Genomic DNA, 23,356 nt, shown 5'->3' with positions numbered 1-23,356 from the left:
TCGATCCGACGCAGGGTGGGGGATATGGCCGGGGAGGCGCGACAGCCGACTCAACTGCTCAGAAAGGTGGGGGGCGCGGATCTCACCGCGGTGCCCGAGGTGCGGCACGCCTTGCGGGCGATGCTCGCGACGTGGGGCGCGCCGGGCGCCGGCGACGTCGCGGAGCTGCTGACCAGCGAGCTGGTGACCAACGCCCTGATCCACACGGACAACGGGGCGGTCGTCACCGCCACCGTCGCCCCCGAGCAGCTGCGGGTCGAGGTCCGGGACTTCGTCTCCGGGCTGCACCGCTCGCGGACGCCGCGCGCCGAGGACGGCACGCACGGCAGAGGACTGGTCCTGGTGCAGGCGCTCGCCGACTCGTGGGGGGTCGAGAACCACGGCGTGGGCAAGGTGGTCTGGTTCGAACTGAACGGCGGGGCCGCCTGAGGGCGGCCCCGCCGTCCAGTGGGGGGCGTGCGCGTACCCGCGTACCGGAGCTCAGCCGAACTGCTGCTCCAGGTCCGCCAGTTTGCGCTCAAGGGAGTCGAGCCGGGGCAGCGTCTGGGTGTCGTCCTCGGCGGTGAGGTCCACCGTCCGGGACTCGCCCGTGCGCGCCTCAGCGCCCTTCACGGCTTGGAGGGAGGGCCGGTGTCGAAGCGGCAACTGTCCGGGGTCCGCTATGGCGGGCTCCGCGACGGCGGCCTGCACCGGCGTCGCGGAGCCCGCACCCGTGCCGGTCCCCAGGGCCGACACCTCCACCTGACGGCCGCCGCCGCGCCCGAACGCGCGGTGCTGCCGGTTGAGCGCCTTCAGGCGCGCCCGGTCCAGCTTCGCCTGCTCCCGTCTGCGGATCCGGTTGGCCTCCCTCTCCTTGCGGTCCTCGCGCACCTCGTCGACGGCCTCGTCCAGCGTCCGTACGCCTTCCAGGAGCATCAGCGACCAGGCGCCGAAGGTCTCCCGGGGCGCCCGCAGCCAGCGGACCATCCGGATCTGCGGCAGCGGCCTCGGGATCAGGCCCTGCTCGCGCAGCGCGGCCCGCCTGGTCTGCTTCAGCGCCCGGTCGAAGAGGACCGCCGCCGACAGGGACATCCCCGAGAAGAACTGCGGGGCCCCCGCGTGGCCCAGGCCGCGCGGGGCGTGCACCCAGTTGAACCAGGCCGCGGCCCCCGCGAAGGTCCACACCAGGAGGCGCGAGCCGAGGGCCGCGTCGCCGTGGCTGGCCTCGCGGACGGCGAGCACCGAGCAGAACATCGCCGCGCCGTCGAGGCCGAACGGGACCAGGTACTCCCAGCCCCCGGTGAGGTTGAGGTTCTGCCGGCCGAAGCCGACGAGGCCGTGGAACGAGAGCGCCGCCGCGACCGCGGCGCAGCAGAAGAGCAGGACGTAGGAGGCGGTGCCGTAGACCGCCTCCTTGCGTCTGCGGCGTTCCTCGCTGCGCTCCCAGGAGTCGTCGGCCGCGGCCTGGTCACCGGCGCGCTTCCCGCGCGCGAGCACCGCCACCGCCGTCAGGACTCCCGCCACCATCACGCCGCCCGGAAGCAGCCAGTCCAGCGATATGTCGGTCAGTCTCATGGCGATGTCCCTTGCCTCGCAGTGGTGCCTCGCAGTTAGGGCGATACGGCCGCCCATACTGGCCGACCGGACAGCGCGGCCACGGGGTTTCGGGACAAGAGCACGCCATCGGGGCCGTACGGCATACGAATAGGTGCCATCTGGTCGAACTCGTACGCGAACAGCGGGAGTTGAGTTCGAATCACGCCACCCCTGGGGGTGGCGTAGCGGCACGAGTCGGTCAGGCGGTCACGGCGAGCCTGCGGACCCGCTCGGGGTCGGCGGTGCGCGGGCAGGTCAGACAGGTGTCCTCGGGGCGCAGCGTGTAGAAGAAGCAGCAGGTCGCCCGGTCGCGGGTGGAACGGGTCGCTCCGCACACCTCGGCCGAGCCTTCGAGCGCACGGAAGCCCGCGGCGCCCACGAACGGCTTGGAGGCGCCGGGCATCAGCAGCTCCAGCTCCGCCATGGCCCGGTCCTCCTCGTCGAGCAGCTCCCCGACGTACCAGAGCCCCTCGACGATCTCGTCCGTCACCATGCCCCACAGCGCCCGCCGGCCACGGCGCATCCGGGGCCCGAAGCCGGCCAGCAGCTCCTCGAAGTGCTCGCCGAGCGAGGCCCGCACCTCGGCCCGCAGCGCCTCCTCGTCCGGGACCACCCGGGCGCCGGGCAGTGCGGCGGCGGGGTCGCCGGGCAGACAGGCGAACTCCTCGACCCGGACCGCGAGCCGCCCGAGGGCACGCTGGAAGGCCACGTTCCGCGCGGGCAGCCGGGGGACCCGGCGGTGCAGGAACCAGGGGAGCGTCACGAGCAGGCAGGCGGGCCAGGCGTACCGGTGCAGTCCGAAACTCGCCACCACGTCGGGCCGGGCCGAGCGCCCGTAGTCGCGCAGCACCTGCGCCTCGTCCCAGGCGAGGAAGGCGTCCAGGACGCCGCCGCCGGCGCCGAGCTCGTCCGCGCCGACCCAGCCGTCGCCGCGCGGCATCCGTTCGTCCCGGGCGAGTTCGTCGACGCGCAGACCGGAGAAGACCTCGCCGAGCCGGGCGTAGGAGGCCGCGACGGGCGAGGCGGGGGGAGACGGCAGCAGAGCGGGGACGGCCATACGGGACCACCGAATCGCGATCGTTAGCAGGTTAGCCTTACCTTACCCGATACGCATGGTGTTTGAACTGCGACGCCGTCCGCCTATCGTGCACGGGGGACCCCGGCACCGCGAGCCGGGCCCGGCACCAAAGCGCAGGAGGACCCGGGTGGAGCAGGGCAGCACGCGCGAGCGGACCACGGACCGCTCGGCCGCGTCGCCGTACGGTGACGCACGGGTCCCCGAGCAGGCCCGCGTCCACGAAGCCAGGGGCGAACACACCCACGGCGAACCCCCGGCCCCCGGCCTCGCGCCGCGCGCCGTCCGCCGCCACTCCGTCCGCGGCCAGATCCTCGAAGCCCTCCGCACCGCCCTGGTCGCCGGCGAGCTGGTGCCCGGCGAGGTCTACTCCGCCCCCGCCCTCGGCGAACGCTTCGGCGTCTCCGCCACCCCCGTGCGCGAGGCCATGCAGCAGCTCGCCACCGAGGGCGCCGTCGAGGTCGTCCCCAACCGGGGCTTCCGGGTCACCGAACGCACCCCGCGCGAGCTCGCCGAACTCGCGGAGGTCCGCGCGCTCATCGAGGTCCCCGTCATGCTCCGCCTCGCCCGCACGGTCCCCGCCGCCCGCTGGGCGGAACTCCGCCCGCTCGCCGAGGCCACCGGAGCCGCCGCCGCCCGGGGCGACCGCGCCCACTACGCCGAGGCCGACCGCGCCTTCCACCGCGCCGTCCTCGCCCTCGCCGGCAACGAACAGCTCCTCGTCATCGCCGACGACCTCCACCGCCGCTCCCAGTGGCCGCTGGTGAGCGCCCCCGCCACCCGGCACGGCGACCTCGTCGCGGACGCCGCCGAACACGGCGCCCTGCTCGACGCCCTCGTCGCCCAGGACCTGCCGGTCGTCTCCTCACTCGTGCGGGAGCATTTCACCGGAGCGCAGGACTGACGACTGGGGCGCCACGGGCGACTAAGGTCGACAACGTCAGCACGACATCCGTCGCGAGAGGTGCCCATGCCGTCCGTCCGCGCGGAGCTCCCCGGGGCCTCGGCCCTGCTCGGCTGGCTCACCGACCCCGAGGCCCCCCGCCTCTGCCTCGTCAACGAAGCGCCCGGCCTGCTCGACTGGCTCGCGGGCCACGGCCCCCGTGGCGCGGGCCGCCGCCGCACCGCCCGCGCCCTCGTCCCGCTGACCGGCCAGACCGCCCTCGGCACCGCGTGGGCCGTCGCGGGCCGCCTCGGCGTCGTCGCGACCTCGCCCGCCGACCTGGTCCGCGTCCTCGCCACCACGGAAACCGGCCGAGCCCCCCGCACCGTCCTGCTCCTCCCCGCCCTGCACGCCGCCGCCGAACCCGTCCCGATCGCCGAACTGCTGCGGGACCTCGCCACCCTGGGCCGCGTACGGGTGGTCGTGGAAACCCGGGAGGGCACCCCCGAGCACGCGCTCCTCGCCGAGGGACGGGTCGCGAGAGTGGACCCGCGGGACGAGGAGCGCGAGGAGAGACCGGACGGAGGGGCTGCCCGCGGCGAAACAGGTGAAACGGCCGAAACGAGGCAAGGACCGGCCGACGCCTCCCCGAACCTCTCCGACCCCGTAGCGGTCTGCGCGGCCGACCCCTTCACCGTCACCACCGGGTACGTCCGTGACGCCTCCGACGAGCACGGCGGCCTGCGCCCGGCCTGGCTGCGCGCCGGGCAGGCACTCTGCATGGCCCGCACCCCCGCCGACCGGGCCCTGGCGCTGCTCGCCGTCCTGGGCGACGGGGCCGACCCGAGACTGCGCCCCGCGCTGGAAGAGGCGGCCGGGCCCGCGCGCTGGCGGCTGCGGTGGAGCCGGGTGGTGGGGGACGTGGCCCCGCCCTGGCCGGGCCCCGTGGCGGCGCTCGCCGTGCAGGGCGGCACGCTGCTGGCCGCCGACCTGGGGGGCGCCGTACGCCTCCTGGGGGCGGCCGACGCGCACCCGCTGGGCCGACTGGACCACCCGGTCACGGGCCGCGTCATCGCCCTGGCGCCGGCACCGGACGGAACGGTCCTGCTCCTGGACGAGCGCGGCCGGCTGCACACCGTACGGGGCAGGGAGCCGAGGCCGCCCTACCTCCAGCGCCTCACCGAAGCGGTCTCGGCGACCCTGACCCGGCACCCCGGCACGGCGCTGGCAGCCATCTCCGGCTCGGTCGTCGTGGGCGACAGGCTCGGCTCCGTGCACGCCTTCGGCCTGACCGGCCTGCACCAGGCGTCCCTCCACAGCGGGCGGGTGACGGCGGTGGGCGCGGTGGAGTCGGAGACGCCGTTCGTGTGCAGCGGAGGCGGCGACGGAACGGTTCGCCTGTGGACCCCGGGCCGGGACCCGGAGCCCCAGCCCCTGGCCGAGCGCCCCTCGCCGGTCGTCTCGCTCCACGCGACGGAGACGCCGCACGGCCCCTTCGCCGCCGTGGCCTGGTCCGACGGCTCCGTGGAACTCCACGACATAGAGCAGAAGACCCACCGCTCCTACCGCCCGGGCCCGCCCGTGAGAGCGGTGGCGGTGACACCGGACGGGCACCTGCTGGTGGGCCTGGACGAGGCACTGGTGTGCATGGAACGCACCTGAGGAGGCAAACGAACCGCACCCACTCCCGCCGCCCGCCCCCTCAGATCGCAGGCCGAGGCGTCAACTGCGCTGCCAGCCACGTAGGCACGCCCCCCAGCAGCCGGAACAGCCGCTCGGCCTCGGCCCGCAGCCGCCCCGCCTCAGGTTCGGTCTCGGCCTCGGCGAGCGAGGCCAGCGCGGGCGCGGTACCCACCAGGTAGCCCAACTCCTCCCGGATCCGCAGCGATTCGGTGAACCCGTGCCGGGCCTCGGCCAACTCGCCCTCGCGCAGGGCGAGTCCGGCGAGGTGCCGCCAGGTGAAGGAGAGCAGCAGGGTGTCGCCGTGCGCAGTCGCCCCTTCGTGGGCCCGGCGGTAAGCGGCCCGGGCGGCCTGCGGGGACTCGCCGAGGTTCTGGGCGATCAGCCCGCGCCGGAAGTCGAGCAGGGCCCGCCCGGAGGTGTCGGGGTCGATCAGGGCCGCCGCGCGGCCGAGCGCCGCACGGGCCTCGTCGGCCCGGTCCCGTACTCCGAGCAGGGTCGAGGCGTAGGCGAGGTAGCCGCGTTCGCAGGCCGCGGCCCCGCGCTCCTCGTCGGTCCTGGCCACGGCTTCGGCGGCCCGCAGGGCCTCCTCGGCGTCGCCCCAGCCCTGTTCGGTGTAGAGGCAGCGTTCGATCAGGAGCGCCGCCCGCTCCAGGGCCGCGGCGGGCTCCGCCGCGTGGGGGGTGAGCAGTTCGGCCGCGTCCGTCCAGCAACCGCGGGAGCGGAGTCTCCAGACCGCGGTCTCCAGTGGGGTTTCTCGGCCGTACGCCACATTGCCCTCCCCGAGCGCGCCATTGAGCTGTGAGTAGGACGGCATCTCAGCACGCCCGCGGGGGCGGGGCCAAGGGGTCGGGTGAAAGAATTCACAAGGGGAGGGGGAGTGGAGGGCGCGCGGGGCGCGGAAAGGGGCGGCAGTCGCCTGCCGCCCCGTCAGTTCCCGTGATCACCCGAAGAGATGAACCGTCAGCTCATCCGCAACGCGAGGAAGAAGTCCAGCTTGTCCTCCAGGCGGGACAGGTCACGGCCGGTGAGCTGCTCGATCCGGCCGACCCGGTACCGCAGCGTGTTCACGTGCAGGTGCAGGCGGGTGGCGCAGCGGGTCCAGGAGCCGTCGCAGTCGAGGAAGGCCTCCAGGGTCGGGATGAGCTCCGCGCGGTGCCGGCGGTCGTAGTCGCGCAGCGGGTCGAGCAGCCGGGCGGTGAAGGCGCGCCGCACGTCGTCGGGGACGAAGGGCAGCAGCAGGACGTGGGAGGCCAGCTCGTGGTGTCCGGCGGCGCAGACCCGGCCGGGGCGGGCGGCGGCGACCCGGCGGGCGTGCCGGGCCTCCTCCAGGGCGCCGCGCAGGCCCTCGGCGGAGTGGACGGCGGCGCTGACGCCCAGGGTGAGCCGGCCGTCGTCGGAGAGCCCGGAGGAGAGCGGGGCGCGGACGGCGGCGAGCAGGGCGTCGGCGTGCAGGCCGAGGGCGACGGCGGGCGGCTCGTCCTCGCTGTCGGGGAGCGGGGCGGCGGCGAGCGGGACGAGGGCGATGGCCTCGTCGCCGCTGTGGGCGACGGCGATGCGGTCCGAGGAGTCGGCGCCGGCGCTCGCGGGGTCGACGAGGATCTCCTCGAGGAGCGCCTGGGCGATGGGGCCGCTGTCGATGGCCTGGCCCTGTCCGGATTCCTCCCACTCGACCCGGGCGACGACGACCTGCCAGTGCGGGGCGCTGCCGAGGCCGGGCAGCAGCACGGGGGCGGCGACCCGCAGGCGGGCGGCGATCTCGGCGGGGGCGGCGCCGGACTGGACGAGCTCAAGGACCTCCTGGGCGAGCCGGCGCCGCACCGTGCGGGAGGCGTCGCGGCGGTCCCGTTCGACGGCGATCAGCTGGGTGACGCCCTGGAGCAGGTCGAGCCGGGCGGCCGGCCAGTCGCCGGCGTCGGCCTCGACGGCGAGGAGCCAGTCGGAGAGGAGGGTCTCGCGGACGTCGCGCGCGGCGGCGGGGGCGGCGCCGCGGCCGGTGTTGCGGATCGGGAAGAGCGAGTAGGTGTTTCCGCCGAGGTTCAGGCGGTGCGGGCCGCGCCGCCCGGTGCGGGTGGCGGCGAGGTGTTCGCCGGCCAGGGTGGCGGCGAGGGAGGGTTCCAGGGGCTCGCCGGCGCCGGCGATCTGGCGGCCGGTGGGGGAGAGCACCCAGGCACGGAGGTCCAGGTCGGAGCCGAGGAGGTCGAGGACGACCTCGGGGCCGCCGCCGGCCGGGCCGGAGGTCATGAGGCGTCTGTGGCGGTCGACGACGGCGGCCAGGTCGCCTGCCCGCTCGCCGGAGACCTGTCGAACAACATGCTCGGTGATCGTCGCGAAAGCAACGGACTCGTTTACTGCGAACAGGGGAAGCCGGTGGCGTGAACACGCCTGTACGAGGTCGTCGGGGATGTCCCCGAGCTCGGCTTCTCCGGCGGCCAGCGCGGCCACCCCGGCCGAGGCCAGGATCCGTACGAAGGGCTCGGCGTCGGTCGCGTCCCGCAGCCAGGCGAGGCCGGTGAGGACCAGCTCGCCCCCCGAAAGATAGCGGCTGGGGTCCTTGAGGTCCGTCGTCATCACGCCACGGACGGTGCGGTCCAGCTCCTCGTCGCCGCCGAGCAGGCGCAGCCCCAGCGCGTCGTTCTCCAGCAGTGCGCGCAGCCGCATGATGTCGCCGCCGTTCCTTCTCGTGGGTGTCGCGTTGTCGCCGGTGGCGTGGTGCCACCGTTTCCAGGGGAAAACGAAGAGGTTGCTGTTTCCCGCCTTTCGTTCGAATCTACAAGACGAGGATGGCAGCCAGCCAACTCCTTCATGTTTTCGGTGACTGCACCCCGGCGACACGGGCTTGTGTACTAGGCCACACACCGCGTTAACAGCACATGAAGAGATCGTCGAGGGCCGGCCGTCCCCCCAGCCCCGTAAGGACGACCCCCCGTTCACTAGAAGCACAAGAAGAGAGCCACCATGGACTTCCTTCGCCCCGCCAGCTGGGAGGAGGCGCTCGCCGCCAAGGCCGAGCACCCCACGGCCGTGCCCATCGCGGGTGGTACCGACATCATGGTCGAGATCAACTTCGACCACCGGCGTCCCGAGTACCTCCTGGACCTGAACCGTATCGAGCTGCTGAGCGAGTGGGAGGTCGGCGAGGAGAACGTACGCCTCGGTGCCTCCGTCCCGTACACGCGGATCATGGAGAACCTCCGGGCCGAGCTGCCCGGTCTGGCGCTCGCCTCGCACACGGTGGCCTCCCCGCAGATCCGCAACCGCGGCGGCGTCGGCGGCAACCTGGGCACCGCGTCGCCCGCCGGTGACGCCCACCCGGCGCTCCTCGCGGCCGGTGCCGAGGTCGAGGTCGAGTCGGTGCGCGGCACCCGCTTCATCCCGATCGACGCGTTCTACACGGGCGTGAAGCGCAACGCGCTGGAGCCCGACGAGCTCATCAAGACCGTCCACGTGAAGAAGGCGGACGGTCCCCAGCAGTACTCCAAGGTCGGCACCCGCAACGCGATGGTCATCGCCGTGTGCGCCTTCGGCCTCGCGCTGCACCCGGAGACCCGGACCGTACGGACCGGCATCGGCTCCGCCGCGCCCACCCCGATCCGCGCCAAGGAGGCCGAGGCCTTCCTGAACGCGGCTCTGGAGGAGGGCGGCTTCTGGGACAGCGGCAAGATCATCACCCCGTCGATCGCCAAGCAGTTCGCCGACCTGTGCTCGGGTGCCGCCAACCCGATCGACGACGTCCGTGGCACCGCCAAGTACCGCCGCCACGCCGTCGGCATCATGGCTCGCCGCCAGCTCGGCTGGACCTGGGAGCAGTACCGCGGCAACGGCCGCACGCTTGAGGGAGCTGCATAACCATGCGCGTCAATTTCACGGTCAACGGACGTCCGCAGGAAGCCGACGACGTCTGGGAGGGCGAGTCCCTCCTCTACGTGCTGCGTGAGCGGATGGGCCTGCCCGGCTCCAAGAACGCCTGCGAGCAGGGCGAGTGCGGTTCCTGCACGGTCCGCCTGGACGGCGTGCCGGTCTGTTCCTGCCTCGTCGCCGCCGGCCAGGTCGAGGGCCGCGAGGTCGTCACCGTCGAGGGTCTCGCCGAGTTCGCCAAGGAGCGCGCCGAGCACGGGGCCGAGCACGGGGGCTGCGCCTCCGGAGCCTGCGGCACCTCGCTCGACGAGGCCAAGAAGTGGCAGGCGCGCCCGGGCCAGGACTCGCAGACCGGCGAGGGCGTGGAGCTCTCCCCGATCCAGCAGGCGTTCATCGACGCCGGCGCCGTCCAGTGCGGATTCTGCACCCCGGGCCTGCTGATCGCGGCCGACGAGCTCCTGGAGCGCCAGGGCGACCCGTCCGACCAGGACATCCGCGAGGCCCTGTCCGGCAACCTCTGCCGCTGCACGGGCTACGAGAAGATCCTCGACGCGGTCCGCCTGGCGGCCGCCCGTCAGGGAGAGGCGGTCTGACCATGGCGCAGAACACGCGCACCGTTCCGGCGGGCACGCCGACGAACGTCACGCAGAACCACACCAAGGGCGGCATCGGCGAGTCCACGCTCCGCCCCGACGGCACCCTCAAGGTGACCGGCGAGTTCGCCTACTCCTCGGACATGTGGCACGAGGACATGCTGTGGGGCCAGACCCTGCGCTCCACCGTCGCCCACGCCGAGATCGTCTCCATCGACATCTCCGAGGCCGTCGCGATGTCCGGCGTCTACGCCGTGCTGACCTACGACGACCTGCCGGCCGAGATGAAGCACTACGGCCTGGAGATCCAGGACACCCCCGTCCTGGCCCACGGCAAGGTACGGCACCACGGCGAGCCGGTGGCGCTGGTCGCCGCCGACCACCCGGAGACCGCCCGCCGCGCCGCCGCCAAGATCAGGATCGAGTACCGGGAGCTGCCCGTCGTCACCGACGAGGCCTCCGCGCTCGCTCCCGACGCGCCGCTGATCCACGAGGGCCGCGACGACCACCACTCCGGCCACGTCCCGCACCCGAACATCGTGCACCGCCAGCCGATCATCCGCGGCGACGTGGCGGAGGCCCGCAAGCGGGCCGACGTGATCGTCGAGGGCGAGTACGTCTTCGGCATGCAGGACCAGGCCTTCCTCGGCCCGGAGTCCGGCCTGGCCGTGCCCTCCGAGGACGGCGGCGTCGACCTCTACGTCGCCACCCAGTGGCTGCACTCGGACCTCAAGCAGATCGCCCCCGTCCTCGGCCTGCCCGAGGAGAAGGTCCGCATGACGCTCTCCGGCGTCGGCGGTGCCTTCGGCGGCCGCGAGGACATCTCGATGCAGATCCACGCCTGCCTGCTGGCGCTGCGCACCGGCAAGCCGGTCAAGATCGTCTACAACCGCTTCGAGTCCTTCTTCGGGCACGTGCACCGCCACCCGGCGAAGCTGCACTACGAGCACGGCGCCACCAAGGACGGCAAGCTCACCCACCTGAAGGCCCGGATCGTCCTCGACGGCGGTGCCTACGCCTCGGCCTCCCCGGCCGTCGTCGGCAACGCCTCCTCGCTCGGCGCCGGCCCGTACGTGGTCGACGACGTCGAGATCGAGGCGGTCGCCCTCTACACCAACAACCCGCCCTGCGGCGCCATGCGCGGCTTCGGCGCGGTCCAGGCGTGCTTCGCGTACGAGGCGCAGATGGACAAGCTGGCGGCCAAGCTGGGCATGGACCCGGTCGAGTTCCGCCAGATCAACGCCATGGAGCAGGGCACGCTCATGCCGACCGGCCAGGTCGTGGACTCGCCGGCCCCGGTCGCCGAGCTGCTGCGCCGGGTCAAGGCCCGGCCGCTGCCGATGGAGCGCCAGTGGGAGACCGCGGGCGAGGGCGCGGACGTCCGCGCGCTGCCCGGCGGCCTGTCCAACACCACGCACGGCGAGGGCGTCGTCCGCGGCGTCGGCTACGCCGTCGGCATCAAGAACGTCGGCTTCTCCGAGGGCTTCGACGACTACTCGACCGCCCGCGTGGTGCTCCAGGTCATCAACGGCGAACCCGTCGCGATGGTCCACACGGCCATGGCCGAGGTCGGCCAGGGCGGTGTCACCGTGCACGCCCAGATCGCCCGTACGGAGCTCGGCGTCACGCAGGTGACCATCCACCCGGCCGACACCCAGGTCGGTTCCGCCGGTTCGACGTCCGCCTCCCGGCAGACGTACATGACCGGTGGCGCGGTGAAGAACACCTGCGAGGCCGTCCGCGAGAAGGTCCTGGAGATCGGCCGCCGCAAGAACGGCTCCTACCACCCCGCCTGGGCGACCGCCGAGCTGCTCCTGGAGGGCGGCAAGGTCGTCACCGACGGCGGCGAGGTGCTCGCGACCCTCGCGGACATCCTGGAGGGCGAGGAGCCGATCGACCTCGAACTCGAGTTCCGGCACCGTGCGACCGTGCCGTTCGACCTGGTCACCGGCCAGGGCGACGGCCACGTCCAGTACACCTTCGCCGCGCACCGCGCGGTGGTGGAGGTGGACACCGAGCTCGGCCTCGTCAAGGTCATCGAGCTCGCCACCGCCCAGGACGTCGGCAAGGCGCTCAACATGCTCTCCGTCGTCGGCCAGATCCAGGGTGGCACCACCCAGGGCCTGGGCGTCGCGGTGATGGAAGAGATCATCGTGGACCCGAAGACCGCGAAGGTGCGCAACCCCTCCTTCACGGACTACCTGATCCCCACGATCCTCGACACGCCGACCATCCCGGTCGACGTCCTCGAACTGGCCGACCCCAACGCGCCGTACGGCCTGCGGGGACTCGGCGAGGCCCCGACCCTGTCGTCCACCCCGGCCGTCCTCGCGGCGATCCGGAACGCGACGGGCCTGGAGCTCAACAAGACGCCGGTCCGCCCCGAGGCGCTCACCGGCACCCTGTAGGACCTCTCCGGACGGTGCGTGCCTCCCAGGAACGTCACACTTCCCCCGCCCGCACCGTCCGGGGAACCGCGGTACTCGGTAACACCCGTTCGTCTCGGGCCGTCCCCCGGGTCGTGCAGCCCACTTGATTTCCCAAATCCCGCAGCTTCACAGATCAGAACACCTTCGAAGTCTGATGCGGGTGCCCCTTTGAACCTTGGGAGTAGGCCCCATGACCCAGTCGTCAGTGGAGCCCAGGACCACGGCGGAGGACGCGGGCAACGGCTCGCGCAACCCCGCCGGCAGGTCTTGGCTCGACCGGTACTTTCACATCTCGGAGAGAGGATCCACCGTCGCGACGGAGATCCGCGGCGGCGTCACCACCTTCATGGCGATGGCGTACATTCTCCTGCTCAACCCCCTGATCCTCGGCGGCAAGGATGTCGACGGAAACGTCCTCAGCCAGCCCGCGCTGATCACCGCCACCGCGCTCTGCGCGGCGGCGACCACTCTCCTGATGGGCTTCTGGGGCAAGGTCCCGCTCGCCCTCGCCGCGGGCCTCAGCGTCTCCGGCGTGATGGCCTCGCAGGTCGTGCCGGTCATGACCTGGCCGCAGGCCATGGGCATGTCGGTCGCGTACGGTGCGGTGATCTGTCTCCTGGTGGTCACCGGCCTCCGCGAGATGATCATGAACGCGATACCCCTCGCGCTCAAGCACGCCATCACCATCGGCATCGGTCTCTTCATCGCGATCATCGGCTTCGTGAAGGCCGGCTTCGTCCACGAGAACCCGGCCCCCGGCGGCGGTCCCGTGACCCTCGGCCCGGCCGGTGAGCTCGAAGGCTGGCCCGTCCTGATCTTCGCCTTCACCCTGCTGCTGATCTTCGCCCTGCAGTCCCGCAACATCCCCGGCGCCATCCTCATCGGCATCATCGCCGGCACGGGCGTCGCCGCCGTCCTCAACGCGGTCGCCGACATCCCGGCCAAGGCCTGGTTCTCCGGCGCCCCCGAGCTGCACGGCAGCGCCGTCTCCGCCCCGGACTTCTCGCTCATCGGGAACGTGTCCTTCAGCGGCTGGGGCGACGTCGGGTACATCACCATCACCATGATCGTCTTCACCCTGGTGCTGGCCGGCTTCTTCGACGCCATGGCGACCATCCTGGGCGTCGGCACCGAGGCCAAGCTGGCCGACGACAAGGGCCGCATGCCGGGCCTGTCCAAGGCGCTGTTCATCGACGGCGCCGGCGGCATCCTCGGCGGAGCGGGCGGCGCCTCGGGCCAGACGGTCTTCGTCGAGTCCGCCACCGGCGTCGGCGAGGGCGCCCGTACCGGCCTGGCCTCCGTGGTCACCGGCGCGTTCTTCGCCCTGTGCCTGTTCTTCACGCCGCTCACCGCGATCGTCCCGCAGGAGGTCGCCGCCGCGGCCCTGGTCGTCATCGGCTCGATGATGATGCAGAACGCCAAGCACGTCGACTGGAGCGACCGCTCCGTCGCGATCCCGGTGTTCCTCACCGTGGTCCTGATGCCCTTCACGTACACCATCACCACCGGTGTCGCGGCCGGCGTCATCTCCTACGCGGTCATCAAGAGCGCGCAGGGCAAGGCGAGGGAGGTCGGCGGCTTCATGTGGGCGCTGACGGCCGTCTTCGTCATCTACTTCGCGATCCACCCGATCGAGAGTTGGCTGGGCGTCGGCTGACGCCCGTAACGTCGCCCTCCACACAACAATCCGAGGAGTTCGAGATGCTGGACATCGCCGAAGAGCTGCACCGGTGGGTCGAGCAGGGACGCGAGTTCGCCGTCGCCACCGTGGTGGCGGTCGGCGGGAGCGCGCCCCGGCAACCGGGCGCCGCACTCGCCGTCGACAGCGACGGCACGGCGATCGGATCGGTCTCCGGCGGATGTGTGGAGGGCGCCGTCTACGAGCTGTGCCAGCAGGCGCTGGAGGACGGCCGCACGGTCGTCGAGCGCTTCGGCTACAGCGACGAGGACGCCTTCGCCGTCGGTCTGACCTGCGGCGGGATCATCGACATCCTCGTCACCCCGGTCCACGGCGGGGTCTACCCCGCCGCGCTCGCGGCCGCCGTCTCCGGTGAGGCGGCCGCCCTCGCCCGGATCGTCGAAGGACCCGACGACCTGAGGGGCCGGGCGCTCCTGGTCCACCCCGACGGCTCGTACGAGGGTGTGCTCGGCGGCCATCCCGAGCTCGACCGCACGGCCGCCGCCGAGGCCCGCGCGATGCTGGACGCGGGCCGCACCGGGACCGTGGAGATAGGCGAGGACGGCAGCCGCTGCGGACAGCCGCTGACCCTCCTCGTGGAGTCCTCCGTCCCCGCCCCGCGCATGATCGTCTTCGGCGCCATCGACTTCGCCGCCGCGCTGGTCCGGATCGGCAAGTTCCTCGGCTACCACGTCACCGTCTGCGACGCCCGCCCGGTCTTCGCCACCGAGGCGCGCTTCCCCGAGGCCGACGAGATCGTCGTCGCCTGGCCCCACCGCTACCTCGCCACCACCGACGTCGACACCCGCACCGTCCTGTGCGTCCTCACCCACGACGCCAAGTTCGACGTCCCCCTCCTCCAGGCCGCGCTCAAGCTGCCCGTCGCCTACGTGGGCGCCATGGGCTCCCGCCGCACCCACGAGGACCGCAACAAGCGCCTGCGCGAGGTCGGCGTCACCGAACTCGAACTCGCCAGGCTGCGCTCCCCGATCGGCCTCGACCTCGGCGCCCGTACGCCGGAGGAGACCGCCCTGTCCATCGGCGCCGAGATCGTCGCCAACCGCCGCGGCGGCACCGGCGCCGCGCTCACCGGCGCGCACACCCCCATCCACCACGACGGCCCTTTGGAAGCGGCCGGCCGGCTCGGCTCCGTGGCCTGACCGGGAGCGCGAGCCTAGGGTCTGTCCGGCGGATCATGGCCGGGGCCGCGGCGCCTGGCACGGCACCTCGCCGCGTTGCCGAAACGCCCCGATAGCTCCGCTATCAGGACGCTCCGGCGCCTTGCGATGCACCGCACCAGACGCCGCGACCTACCCGACCCTGATCCGCCGGACAGACCCTAGAGCGCGAGCGTACGGAGGTGGGCGCAGGCCTCCGCCTCCGTGGCGTGGCGGGCGACCGGGTGGTGGGCGCCGCGCTCGTACACGCCGGTCTCCCAGCCGGGCCCGTCCGGCGCCGCCCGCAGATAGACGAAGTCCGGCGGCGGGGGGACGGGCTGGTGCACGCCCTCGATCCAGTAGAGCTCGTCGGGCACCCCGGCCTCCCGGAGTGCCCGCGCGAGCCGTGCGCGTTCGGTCACGCGGCCAGTCGTACCAGATAGCCGTTGTCGAGCAGCCACTTGACGTTGAGCCGCTGGCCCTCGCCCGGGTTCAGGAAGGCCGCGTCCAGCTTGATCTGGCGGCCGCCGCCCGGCTGTTCGAACCAGGGCGCGATGGAGCCCTCCCAGACCACGAACGACTTCGTCACTTCGTACAGGTGGTAGTCGCAGACGAAGGCCGCGTCCCGGGTGTTGAGGTTCTGCGGGGGTAGTGCCCGCTTGGCGTAGGCGTCGCCGGCGGGGGCGAGGTAGCCCCCGTACTCGGAGCCGAATCGGTCGAGCCGCTCACCCTCCTGGAGCAGCTCGGGGGCCTTGTCGACGGTCCCGTTGACCTCACCGAAGCCGTCGTTCGGCGGGTACTTCCAGCTGCCGGTGTCGGCCGGGCCCTCCCAGTACTTCTTGAGGAAGTCGGCGGAGGAGAGCCGGCCGGTGCGGTGGTAGTTCCTCAGCAGCGGGCCCACGGGCTCCTGCCACTTCTTCGGCAGGTACTTCGGCCCGAGCCGCTTGTCGCCCTCGAACTCGCCGGTGCACGGCTCGTGCGGCGCGGCCTTCGCCCGGGGCGCGGGCGCGGGGGCCGGCTCGGCCGCGGCGGGCGCGGTGGCGAGGGCGGCGGTGACGCCGAGGGCGGCGAGAACGGCCCGGATTCTCAGGGCGGTACGGGTGTGCTCCACGCGGAGGTCTCCTCAGGAAGGGACGGGTTGCGCGCCACACGGTAGTGGATCATCAGCGCAGAGTGACCGTACGCGGGCGGGAACCGGCCATGTTCCCGGCGAGGGGTGTGGCCTAGCCCCGGCGCAGACCGTTGAGCAGGAGTTCCGCCAGCTGGTCGTAGGCCTCGGCGTCGGCGAGGCCGGTGGCGGTGGCGACCTGGCGGCGCTGGATGCGGACCATAACCGAGGCGATGACGTCGGCGGCGAAGGTGACGTGCACCTCGCGGAAGACGCCGGCCGTCACGCCCTCCTCGATGAGCTCCTGGACCCGGCCGGCCGCCGCGCGCGTGTTGCGCTCGTACACCTCGGCGGCCGGTTCGAAGGCGGCCACGTCGTCGAAGAAGCGCGGGGAGACCGGGGCCAGTTCGGCGGAGACGGCCCGCAGATAGGCGGCCAGGCGTTCGGCCGGTCCGGTCGCGGCGGCCAGCACCGCCTCGACGCGCACGGTCGCGCGCCTGAAGAAGTGCACGACGGCGGCCCGGACCAGCTGCTCCTTGCTGCCGGCCAGTCCGTACAGGGTGCGCTTGGAGCAGTGCAGCCGGGCCGCGAGATCGTCCAGGGTCAGCTGGGCGAACCCCTCGCCGACGAGCAGCGTCACCAGCTTCTCGAAGAGCTCGGAGCGGCGGGCGGCACCCCGGCCCGTGAGCTTGGGCGCGTCGGCGGCGGAGGTCTCGATCACCCGAACAGTATGCCGGGTCGACCCGTTCGGGGGGTTACTCCCGCACCCATCTGCGCTACTCTCACCGGTACTGCCGTACCCCTTGCAGTACCGTTTCGCGATCTGCTCGCGTCCTGACTGGAGTCGCCATGGATGTCGACCGCCTGCTTCCCACCCCCGAAGCCGCGGACCTCATCGCCCTCACGCGGGAGATCGCCGACAAGGAGCTCGCGCCCCGCGTCGACGAGCACGAGGCCGCCGAGACGTACCCGGAAGGCCTGTTCGCGACCCTCGGCGGGGCCGGGCTGCTCGGTCTCGCGTACCCCGAGGAGTTCGGTGGCGGAGGCCAGCCCTACGAGGTGTACCTCCAGGTCCTCGAAGAGCTCGCCGCCCGCTGGGCCGCCGTCGCCGTCGCCACCAGCGTCCACACGCTCGCCTGCCACCCGCTGCACGCCTTCGGCACGCCCGAGCAGAAGGAGCGCTGGCTGCCCGAGATGCTCGAAGGGCGCCGCATCGGCGGCTACAGCCTCTCCGAGCCGCAGGCCGGCTCCGACGCCGCCGCACTCTCCTGCAAGGCGGAGCTCACCACCGATGGTGCGGCCTACCGCGTCACCGGCAACAAGGCGTGGATCACCCACGGCGGCAAGGCCGGCTTCTACACCCTCTTCGCCCGCACCGCGCCGGGCAGCCACGGCATCTCCTGCTTCCTCGCCCCGGGCGAGACCGAGGGCCTCACCTTCGGCAAGCCCGAGCGCAAGATGGGCCTCCAGGCCGTTCCCACCACCTCCGCCCACTGGGACGGCGCCCTCATCGACGCCGGCCGGCGCATCGGCGACGAGGGGCAGGGCCTCCAGATCGCGTTCAGCGCCCTCGACTCGGGCCGCCTCGGTATCGCCGCCTGCGCCACCGGCCTCGCCCAGGCCGCGCTGTCCGCCGCCGTCGCGTACGCCAACGAGCGCAGCACCTTCGGACGCAAGATCGTCGACCACCAGGGCCTGGGCTTCCTCCTCGCCGACATGGCCGCCGCCGTTGACGCGGCCCGCGCCACCTACCTCGACGCGGCCCGCCGCCGCGACCTGGGCCGGCCCTTCAGCCGCCAGGCCAGCGCGGCCAAGCTGATCGCCACTGACACGGCGATGAAGGTCACCACGGACGCCGTCCAGGTGCTCGGCGGCTACGGCTACACCCGGGACTTCCCGGTCGAGCGGTACATGCGCGAGGCCAAGATCATGCAGATCTTCGAGGGCACCAACCAGATCCAGCGGCTGGTCATCAGCCGCCAGCTGAAGGCCTGACCCGTTCCGGTTGCCGGGCCACCCCGACGGGCGTAGTCCGGGAGAGGGGACTCCCCAGGCTCCGTCCGGGGACCCCCCACCGTCATGACCGGAGAGGAGTCCCCTCATGCTGGGCGACCTGATCGGTGAGGAACAGGGACAGACCACGGGCATCCGGGTGCTGTCCACGGACGGCGGGCACCCCATCCTCGAAGCCTCGTTCGCGGCGACCGGCACGCTGCTGGGCGTCGGGATCAAGGACCTGGGTACGTACGAATCGGCCATGGACGCCGAGGGCACGCTCTTCGGGGAGGGCCAGGGCGTCATCATGGCGCAGGGCGGTGCCACGATCACCTGGCACGGCTCCGGCGTCGGCCGCATGGACGAGGCGGGCACGGTGCACTGGCGCGGCGCGATCTTCTTCGAGACCGGCGCCGAGGCCTTCAGCCGGCTCAACGCGATCGCCGGCGTCTTCGAGTTCGAGACGGAAGAAAGCGGTAAGGCCACTGCGAAGCTCTGGGAATGGAAGTAGCCCCACCTCGGGTCCCGCCCCGGGTCCCACCCCGCGTCCCGCTCCGCCGCTCGTCTACCGGCCGGCGGAGCCTGACGACCGGGGGGCGATCGAGGCGGTCGACGACTCCTTCACGACGGACCGGGTGTACGAGGTGCTGGCCGGCCCGGACGGCTTCACGCTGCGCGAGACCCCGGTCGACCCGCCGCTCGTGAAGGTGTTCCCCGAGGAGGAGGACGACGGCGGCGTCGGCTCCGGCGGCCTGCACGTCGAGGTCGCCGTCGACGCCGGTCTGGTGCGCGGCTTCGTCGCCGTCGGCGTGGAGGAGTGGAACCGGCGCCTCGTCGTCCACACCATCGCCGTGGCGCCCACCCACCGCGGCGCCGGCGTCGGACAGGCCCTGATGGAGCGGGCCTGCGCCCACGGGCGGCGCCTCGGCGCGCACACCGCGTGGCTGGAGGTGACGAACGTGAACGCGCCCGCCGTCCGCGCCTACCGCCGGATGGGTTTCGAGCTCTGCGGGCTCGACACCACCCTCTACCGGGGGACGGCGAGCGAGGGCGAGACCGCCCTCTTCATGAGCAGGCCGCTGTAAGCAGACGCACGCGCACACAAGGAGATCCATGGACATCGCTGGTTCCGCCGCACTCGTCACCGGTGCCGCCTCGGGGCTCGGGGCCGCCACCGCCGCCGCGCTCGCCGCGAAGGGGGCCACCGTCTACGGCCTCGACCTCGACAAGGCCGTCGCGGGGGCCGAGGGCGGGGTGGACGGGGTCACCCTGATCGCCGCCGACGTCACCGACGAGGAGCAGGTCCGGGCGGCGCTCGCGCGGATCGACGAGGACGGCGCCGAACTGCGGCTCGCGGTCAACTGCGCGGGCATCGCCCCCTCGGCGCGGATCCTCGGCCGCAAGGGGCCGCACGACCTGGCGCTCTTCCGGACCGTCCTGGACGTCAACCTGGTCGGCACCTTCAACGTGCTGCGCCTCGCCGCCGAGTCCATCGCCCGCCGGGAGCCCGACGGGAACGGGCAGCGCGGACTCGTCGTCAACACCGCCTCCATCGCCGCCTTCGAGGGGCAGGTCGGCCAGATCGCGTACGCGGCCTCCAAGGCCGGCGTCGCCGGGATGACGGTCACCGCCGCCCGGGACCTCGCCCAGTACGGCATCCGGGTCGTCACGGTCGCCCCCGGCATCGTCGACACCCCGATGATGGCCGGCTTCAGCGAGGAGATCAGGGCCGGGCTCGCCGCGAGCGTCACCTTCCCCCAGCGGCTCGCCCGCCCCGAGGAGTACGCCCGCCTGGTCACCATGATCGCCGAGCACGACTACCTCAACGGCGAGACCATCCGGATGGACGGCGCCCTGCGCATGGCCGCCCGCTGACCCCAGCCGTGGCACCAAGTGCCGCCGTGCGAGGGATCCGAGTGCTAAATTTCGGGGTATGAGCACCCACCCCGCCAAGCCCTCGATGCGTGACTCCCTCGTCGCGGCGGCCTTCCAGCTCTTCCTGGAGCGCGGCTACGAGCAGACCACGGTCGACGACATCGTGAAGACGGCCGGGGTGGGCCGGCGGTCCTTCTTCCGGTACTTCCCGTCCAAGGAGGACGTGGTCTTCCCCGACCACGAGCAGAGCCTGGCCGACATGACCGAGTTCCTCGCCGCGAGCGAGGACGCCGACGACCCGCTGGTCCGGGTCTGCGAGGCCACCCGGCTCGTCATGCGGATGTACGCCGAGAACCCCACCTTCTCCGTCCAGCGCTACCGCCTCACCCGTGAGGTGACCGGCCTGCGGACGTATGAGCTTTCGGTGGTCTGGCGGTACGAGAAGACCCTCGGCGACTATCTCCGCACCCGGTTCGCCGACCGCCGCGACGGCACCCTGCGGGCCAACGTGGTCGCGGCCGCCGTCGTCGCCGCGCACAACCACGCGCTGCGCCACTGGCTGCGCTCGGGCGGCGAGGGCGACCCGCTGGTCGAGGTGGACCGGGCCCTGGAGTTCGTCCGGGAGACCTGGAGCCCGGACGTGGCGGCCCCTGTCGAGGGCGACGACGACGTGGTCGTGGTGATCACCAAGCGCTCCACCCCGATGTGGCGCGTGGTGCGCGAGGTGGAGTCGAGTCTCGGGGAGAGCTAGGGACCCGCGGGGATCTCAGTATCGTCAATTGAGGGAACTCAGGTCTTTATTTGCTGGCACTCAGTGCCATATCTTTGCTCCATGCACGGTTGAGCCGCCGAGTGCTAGGAGAAGCATCGTGTTCCACACCGGATTCACGGGTCTGCGCAGCGGGACCGCCGTCCTCGTCGAGGAACCGGCCGCCGAGCCCGAGCTCCACTTCCAGCGCTGCCGCTGGTGCCACACCACCACCTTCCAGCGCCTGCTCTGCCCGACCTGCGGGTCGACCGACCTCGCCCCCGAACTCAGCGCCGGGGAAGGCGTGATATCGGTACGGCGCGGCTTCACCGCCGCCGAGGCCGACCTCTGGCCGGTGCACATGGCCGAGGGCTTCGTCGTGCGCTGCCGGGTCGACGGGCCGCCGCACGCCGTGCGCCCCGGCGTCCGGGTCAGGATCGCCCCCGGAACCCTCGGTGCGGGGCGCAGGCCGGTCGTCCGGCTCTGCGAGGAGGTCGCGCTGGACGGCTGGTTCTGAAGGGGATCACGAAAGGGGCGGGTGGCACAGAGTGCCACCCGCCCCTTTCCTATGACCTCGGCGTCAGCGCGCGCCGATCTCGTCCGTGAGCTGCGGCAGCACCTCGAACAGGTCACCCACCACGCCGTAGTCGACCAGGTCGAAGATCGGCGCCTCGGCGTCCTTGTTGACCGCGACGATCGTCTTCGAGGTCTGCATGCCGGCCCGGTGCTGGATCGCGCCGGAGATGCCCGCCGCGATGTACAGCTGCGGGGAGACCTGCTTGCCGGTCTGGCCCACCTGGTTGGAGTGCGGGTACCAGCCCGCGTCCACCGCGGCGCGCGAGGCGCCGACGGCCGCGCCGAGCGAGTCGGCCAGCGTCTCCACGACGCCGAAGCCCTCGGCCGCGCCGACACCGCGGCCGCCGGAGACCACGATCGCCGACTCGGTCAGCTCCGGACGCCCGGTGGAGACCCGCGGGGTGCGCGAGACGACCCTGGCCGCGTTGCCCGTGAAGGCGACGGAGACGTTCTCGACCGTACCGGCGGCCGGAGCGGCCTCCGGGGCGGCGGAGTTCGGCTTGACGGTGATGACCGGAACGCCGTGCGAGACGGCCGACTTCACCTGGTACGAGGCGGCGAAGACCGACTGGGTGGCGACCGGGCCGTTGGCGCCGGCCTCCAGCTCCACCGCGTCGGTGATCAGGCCCGAGCCCAGACGCAGCGCCACGCGCGCCGCGACCTCCTTGCCCTCGCCGGAGGAGGTCACCAGGACGGCGGCGACGCCCTTGTCCCGGGCGATCTGGGTGAGCGCGTCGACCTTCGGCACGACGAGCTGCTCGTCGAACTCGGGGCCGTCGACGACGTACACGGTCGCCGCGCCGTACTCGCCGGCCTTCGCGGCGACGGAGGCCGCGGCCTCCCCGGCGCCGAGCACGACGGCCGTGGGCTCGCCGATGCGGCGGGCCAGGGTCAGCAGTTCGAGGGCCGGCTTGCGGACCGCACCGTCGGCGTGGTCCACGAGAACCAGGATCTCAGCCATGATTCCTTGCTCCTGAGGGATGGTGACGGTGGGTCAGATGAACTTCTGGGTGGCGAGGAACGCGGCGAGCTGCTTGCCGCCGTCGCCCTCGTCCGTGACGATCGTGCCCTGCGTACGGGCCGGGCGGGCGTCCGCCGACTCGACCAGCGTCCAGGAGCCCGCGAGGCCGACCTCGTCGGCGTCGATGCCGAGGTCGTCCAGGTCCAGCTCCTCGACCGGCTTCTTCTTGGCGGCCATGATCCCCTTGAAGGAGGGGTAGCGCGCCTCGCCCGACTGGTCGGTGACCGAGACGACGGCCGGCAGCGGGGCCTCCAGCTGCTCGCTGGCGGCGTCCCCGTCGCGGCGGCCCTTGACGGTCCCGTCCTCGACCGACACCTCGGAGAGCAGGGTCGCCTGGGGCAGGTTCAGGCGCTCGGCGAGCAGCGCGGGCAGCACGCCCATGGTGCCGTCGGTCGAGGCCATGCCGCAGACGATCAGGTCGAACCCGGTCTTCTCCAGGGCCTTGGCGAGGATCGCGGAGGTGCCGATGACGTCCGAGCCGTGGATGGAGTCGTCGTTGACGTGCACGGCCTTGTCCGCGCCCATCGACAGCGCCTTGCGCAGCGCGTCCTTGGCGTCGTCGGGGCCGACCGTGACCACGGTCACCTCGGCGTCGTCGGCCTCCTCGGAGATCCGCAGAGCCTGCTCCACCGCGTACTCGTCGAGCTCCGAGAGCAGCCCGTCCACCTCGTCGCGGTCGACGGTCAGGTCGTCGGCGAAACCGCGGTCGCCGGTGGCGTCGGGAACGTACTTCACACAGACAGCGATCTTCAGGGTCACGGCCTGTCTCCTTTCAACGGGCGGGTGGTTACGGGAGGTTGCGGGCCATGACGATGCGCTGGACCTGGTTGGTGCCTTCGTAGATCTGGGTGATCTTGGCGTCGCGCATCATGCGCTCGACGGGGTAGTCGCGGGTGTAGCCGTAGCCGCCGAGGAGCTGGACGGCGTCGGTGGTGACCTCCATGGCGACGTCGGAGGCGAAGCACTTGGCGGCGGCGCCGAAGAAGGTGAGGTCGCCGTCGAGTCGTTCGGACTTGGCGGCGGCGGCGTAGGTGAGCTGGCGGGCGGCTTCGAGCTTCATGGCCATGTCGGCGAGCATGAACTGGATGCCCTGGAAGTCGGCGAT

Annotated in this window: 24 protein-coding genes; 14 read left to right on the top strand and 10 right to left on the bottom strand. The window is 72.5% G+C overall.

Translation table 11 applies throughout. The features are described from left to right. Positions 1–24 precede the first annotated feature (24 nt). Positions 25–429 carry an ATP-binding protein gene (locus ACZ3ZE_RS24835; protein WP_361177141.1) on the top strand — a complete coding sequence of 135 codons (405 nt, stop codon included), beginning with the start codon at positions 25–27 and terminating at the stop codon, positions 427–429. A 51-nt stretch (positions 430–480) separates the two neighbouring features. Here ACZ3ZE_RS24835 and ACZ3ZE_RS24830 read toward each other — a convergent pair whose 3' ends face one another. Next, the gene (locus ACZ3ZE_RS24830; protein ID WP_361177142.1) at positions 481–1,554 is read right to left on the bottom strand and encodes a DUF2637 domain-containing protein; all 1,074 of its coding nucleotides are present in this window, start codon (positions 1,552–1,554) and stop codon (positions 481–483) included. 220 nt (positions 1,555–1,774) lie between these two features. Beyond that, a complete protein-coding gene (locus ACZ3ZE_RS24825) occupies positions 1,775–2,632 on the bottom strand; it encodes a (2Fe-2S)-binding protein (protein ID WP_361177144.1) in 858 nt (285 codons plus the stop codon). A gap of 148 nt (positions 2,633–2,780) precedes the next feature. Between ACZ3ZE_RS24825 and ACZ3ZE_RS24820 the strand changes: the two genes are divergently transcribed. Together ACZ3ZE_RS24820 and ACZ3ZE_RS24815 are read left to right on the top strand one after the other, a co-directional pair. Further along, positions 2,781–3,554 (top strand): GntR family transcriptional regulator, encoded by a 774-nt coding sequence (locus tag ACZ3ZE_RS24820; RefSeq protein WP_361177146.1) that lies wholly within the window; start codon positions 2,781–2,783, stop codon positions 3,552–3,554. Positions 3,555–3,620: 66 nt separating this feature from the next. Then, on the top strand, positions 3,621–5,195 hold the full coding sequence (locus ACZ3ZE_RS24815) for a WD40 repeat domain-containing protein (protein WP_467260748.1): 1,575 nt from the start codon (positions 3,621–3,623) through the stop codon (positions 5,193–5,195). Positions 5,196–5,235: 40 nt separating this feature from the next. On the opposite strand, the gene ACZ3ZE_RS24810 is transcribed toward ACZ3ZE_RS24815, so the two are convergent. Both ACZ3ZE_RS24810 and ACZ3ZE_RS24805 read right to left on the bottom strand, forming a co-directional pair. Then, positions 5,236–6,030, bottom strand: a complete 795-nt coding sequence (locus tag ACZ3ZE_RS24810) for a hypothetical protein (RefSeq protein ID WP_467260745.1) — start codon at positions 6,028–6,030, stop codon at positions 5,236–5,238. A 146-nt stretch (positions 6,031–6,176) separates the two neighbouring features. Next, on the bottom strand, positions 6,177–7,874 hold the full coding sequence (locus tag ACZ3ZE_RS24805; RefSeq protein ID WP_361177152.1) for a PucR family transcriptional regulator: 1,698 nt from the start codon (positions 7,872–7,874) through the stop codon (positions 6,177–6,179). A 297-nt stretch (positions 7,875–8,171) separates the two neighbouring features. On the opposite strand from ACZ3ZE_RS24805, the gene ACZ3ZE_RS24800 reads away from it, so the two are divergent. The 5 genes from ACZ3ZE_RS24800 to ACZ3ZE_RS24780 all read left to right on the top strand — a co-directional run bounded on the left by ACZ3ZE_RS24800 (position 8,172) and on the right by ACZ3ZE_RS24780 (position 14,931). Beyond that, a complete protein-coding gene (locus ACZ3ZE_RS24800) occupies positions 8,172–9,062 on the top strand; it encodes an FAD binding domain-containing protein (protein ID WP_361177154.1) in 891 nt (296 codons plus the stop codon). A gap of 2 nt (positions 9,063–9,064) precedes the next feature. Next, a complete protein-coding gene (locus ACZ3ZE_RS24795; protein WP_361629414.1) occupies positions 9,065–9,664 on the top strand; it encodes a (2Fe-2S)-binding protein in 600 nt (199 codons plus the stop codon). A 2-nt stretch (positions 9,665–9,666) separates the two neighbouring features. Next, entirely contained in the window at positions 9,667–12,072 is a 2,406-nt protein-coding gene (pucD, locus tag ACZ3ZE_RS24790; protein ID WP_361177158.1) for a xanthine dehydrogenase subunit D, read from the top strand. A 211-nt stretch (positions 12,073–12,283) separates the two neighbouring features. Beyond that, positions 12,284–13,750: an NCS2 family permease gene (locus tag ACZ3ZE_RS24785; protein ID WP_361177160.1), complete on the top strand. Its 1,467-nt coding sequence runs from the start codon at positions 12,284–12,286 to the stop codon at positions 13,748–13,750. A gap of 44 nt (positions 13,751–13,794) precedes the next feature. Then, positions 13,795–14,931, top strand: coding sequence for an XdhC family protein (locus ACZ3ZE_RS24780; RefSeq protein WP_442306021.1), 1,137 nt, complete (start codon positions 13,795–13,797; stop codon positions 14,929–14,931). A gap of 179 nt (positions 14,932–15,110) precedes the next feature. Here the strand turns inward: ACZ3ZE_RS24780 and ACZ3ZE_RS24775 are convergent, their stop codons facing one another. The 3 genes from ACZ3ZE_RS24775 to ACZ3ZE_RS24765 form a co-directional block, all read right to left on the bottom strand. After that, entirely contained in the window at positions 15,111–15,350 is a 240-nt protein-coding gene (locus ACZ3ZE_RS24775) for a hypothetical protein (RefSeq protein WP_363292844.1), read from the bottom strand. Continuing rightward, complete coding sequence (locus ACZ3ZE_RS24770; protein ID WP_361180250.1) at positions 15,347–16,039, bottom strand: TNT domain-containing protein; 693 nt, start codon at positions 16,037–16,039, stop codon at positions 15,347–15,349. The genes ACZ3ZE_RS24775 and ACZ3ZE_RS24770 overlap by 4 nt, the downstream gene beginning before the upstream one ends. Before the next feature lie 112 nt (positions 16,040–16,151). Continuing rightward, the gene (locus tag ACZ3ZE_RS24765; RefSeq protein ID WP_361180247.1) at positions 16,152–16,757 is read right to left on the bottom strand and encodes a TetR/AcrR family transcriptional regulator; all 606 of its coding nucleotides are present in this window, start codon (positions 16,755–16,757) and stop codon (positions 16,152–16,154) included. A gap of 128 nt (positions 16,758–16,885) precedes the next feature. On the opposite strand from ACZ3ZE_RS24765, the gene ACZ3ZE_RS24760 reads away from it, so the two are divergent. The 6 genes from ACZ3ZE_RS24760 (at position 16,886) to ACZ3ZE_RS24735 (ending at position 21,171) form a co-directional block, all read left to right on the top strand. Then, positions 16,886–18,031, top strand: a complete 1,146-nt coding sequence (locus tag ACZ3ZE_RS24760) for an acyl-CoA dehydrogenase family protein (RefSeq protein WP_361180245.1) — start codon at positions 16,886–16,888, stop codon at positions 18,029–18,031. Positions 18,032–18,137: 106 nt separating this feature from the next. Continuing rightward, positions 18,138–18,542: a hypothetical protein gene (locus ACZ3ZE_RS24755; protein ID WP_442306023.1), complete on the top strand. Its 405-nt coding sequence runs from the start codon at positions 18,138–18,140 to the stop codon at positions 18,540–18,542. Positions 18,543–18,630: 88 nt separating this feature from the next. Continuing rightward, on the top strand, positions 18,631–19,116 hold the full coding sequence (locus tag ACZ3ZE_RS24750; RefSeq protein WP_467260966.1) for a GNAT family N-acetyltransferase: 486 nt from the start codon (positions 18,631–18,633) through the stop codon (positions 19,114–19,116). A gap of 28 nt (positions 19,117–19,144) precedes the next feature. Beyond that, the gene (locus tag ACZ3ZE_RS24745; protein WP_361180240.1) at positions 19,145–19,906 is read left to right on the top strand and encodes an SDR family NAD(P)-dependent oxidoreductase; all 762 of its coding nucleotides are present in this window, start codon (positions 19,145–19,147) and stop codon (positions 19,904–19,906) included. A gap of 58 nt (positions 19,907–19,964) precedes the next feature. Beyond that, complete coding sequence (locus ACZ3ZE_RS24740; RefSeq protein ID WP_442306024.1) at positions 19,965–20,657, top strand: TetR/AcrR family transcriptional regulator; 693 nt, start codon at positions 19,965–19,967, stop codon at positions 20,655–20,657. 118 nt (positions 20,658–20,775) lie between these two features. Then, entirely contained in the window at positions 20,776–21,171 is a 396-nt protein-coding gene (locus ACZ3ZE_RS24735; protein WP_467260742.1) for a Zn-ribbon domain-containing OB-fold protein, read from the top strand. Between the two features lie 63 nt (positions 21,172–21,234). Here ACZ3ZE_RS24735 and ACZ3ZE_RS24730 read toward each other — a convergent pair whose 3' ends face one another. The 3 genes from ACZ3ZE_RS24730 to ACZ3ZE_RS24720 all read right to left on the bottom strand — a co-directional run. Further along, the gene (locus ACZ3ZE_RS24730) at positions 21,235–22,191 is read right to left on the bottom strand and encodes an electron transfer flavoprotein subunit alpha/FixB family protein (protein WP_361180233.1); all 957 of its coding nucleotides are present in this window, start codon (positions 22,189–22,191) and stop codon (positions 21,235–21,237) included. A gap of 33 nt (positions 22,192–22,224) precedes the next feature. Continuing rightward, on the bottom strand, positions 22,225–23,010 hold the full coding sequence (locus ACZ3ZE_RS24725; protein WP_361180231.1) for an electron transfer flavoprotein subunit beta/FixA family protein: 786 nt from the start codon (positions 23,008–23,010) through the stop codon (positions 22,225–22,227). A 28-nt stretch (positions 23,011–23,038) separates the two neighbouring features. Next, positions 23,039–23,356 (bottom strand): acyl-CoA dehydrogenase family protein (locus ACZ3ZE_RS24720; protein ID WP_361629426.1); only part of this gene is annotated, 318 nt, incomplete at its 5' end.

The sequence above is a fragment of the Streptomyces sp. NPDC023157 genome (assembly GCF_055560575.1).
This window is presented reverse-complemented; position numbering and strand designations above follow the sequence as displayed.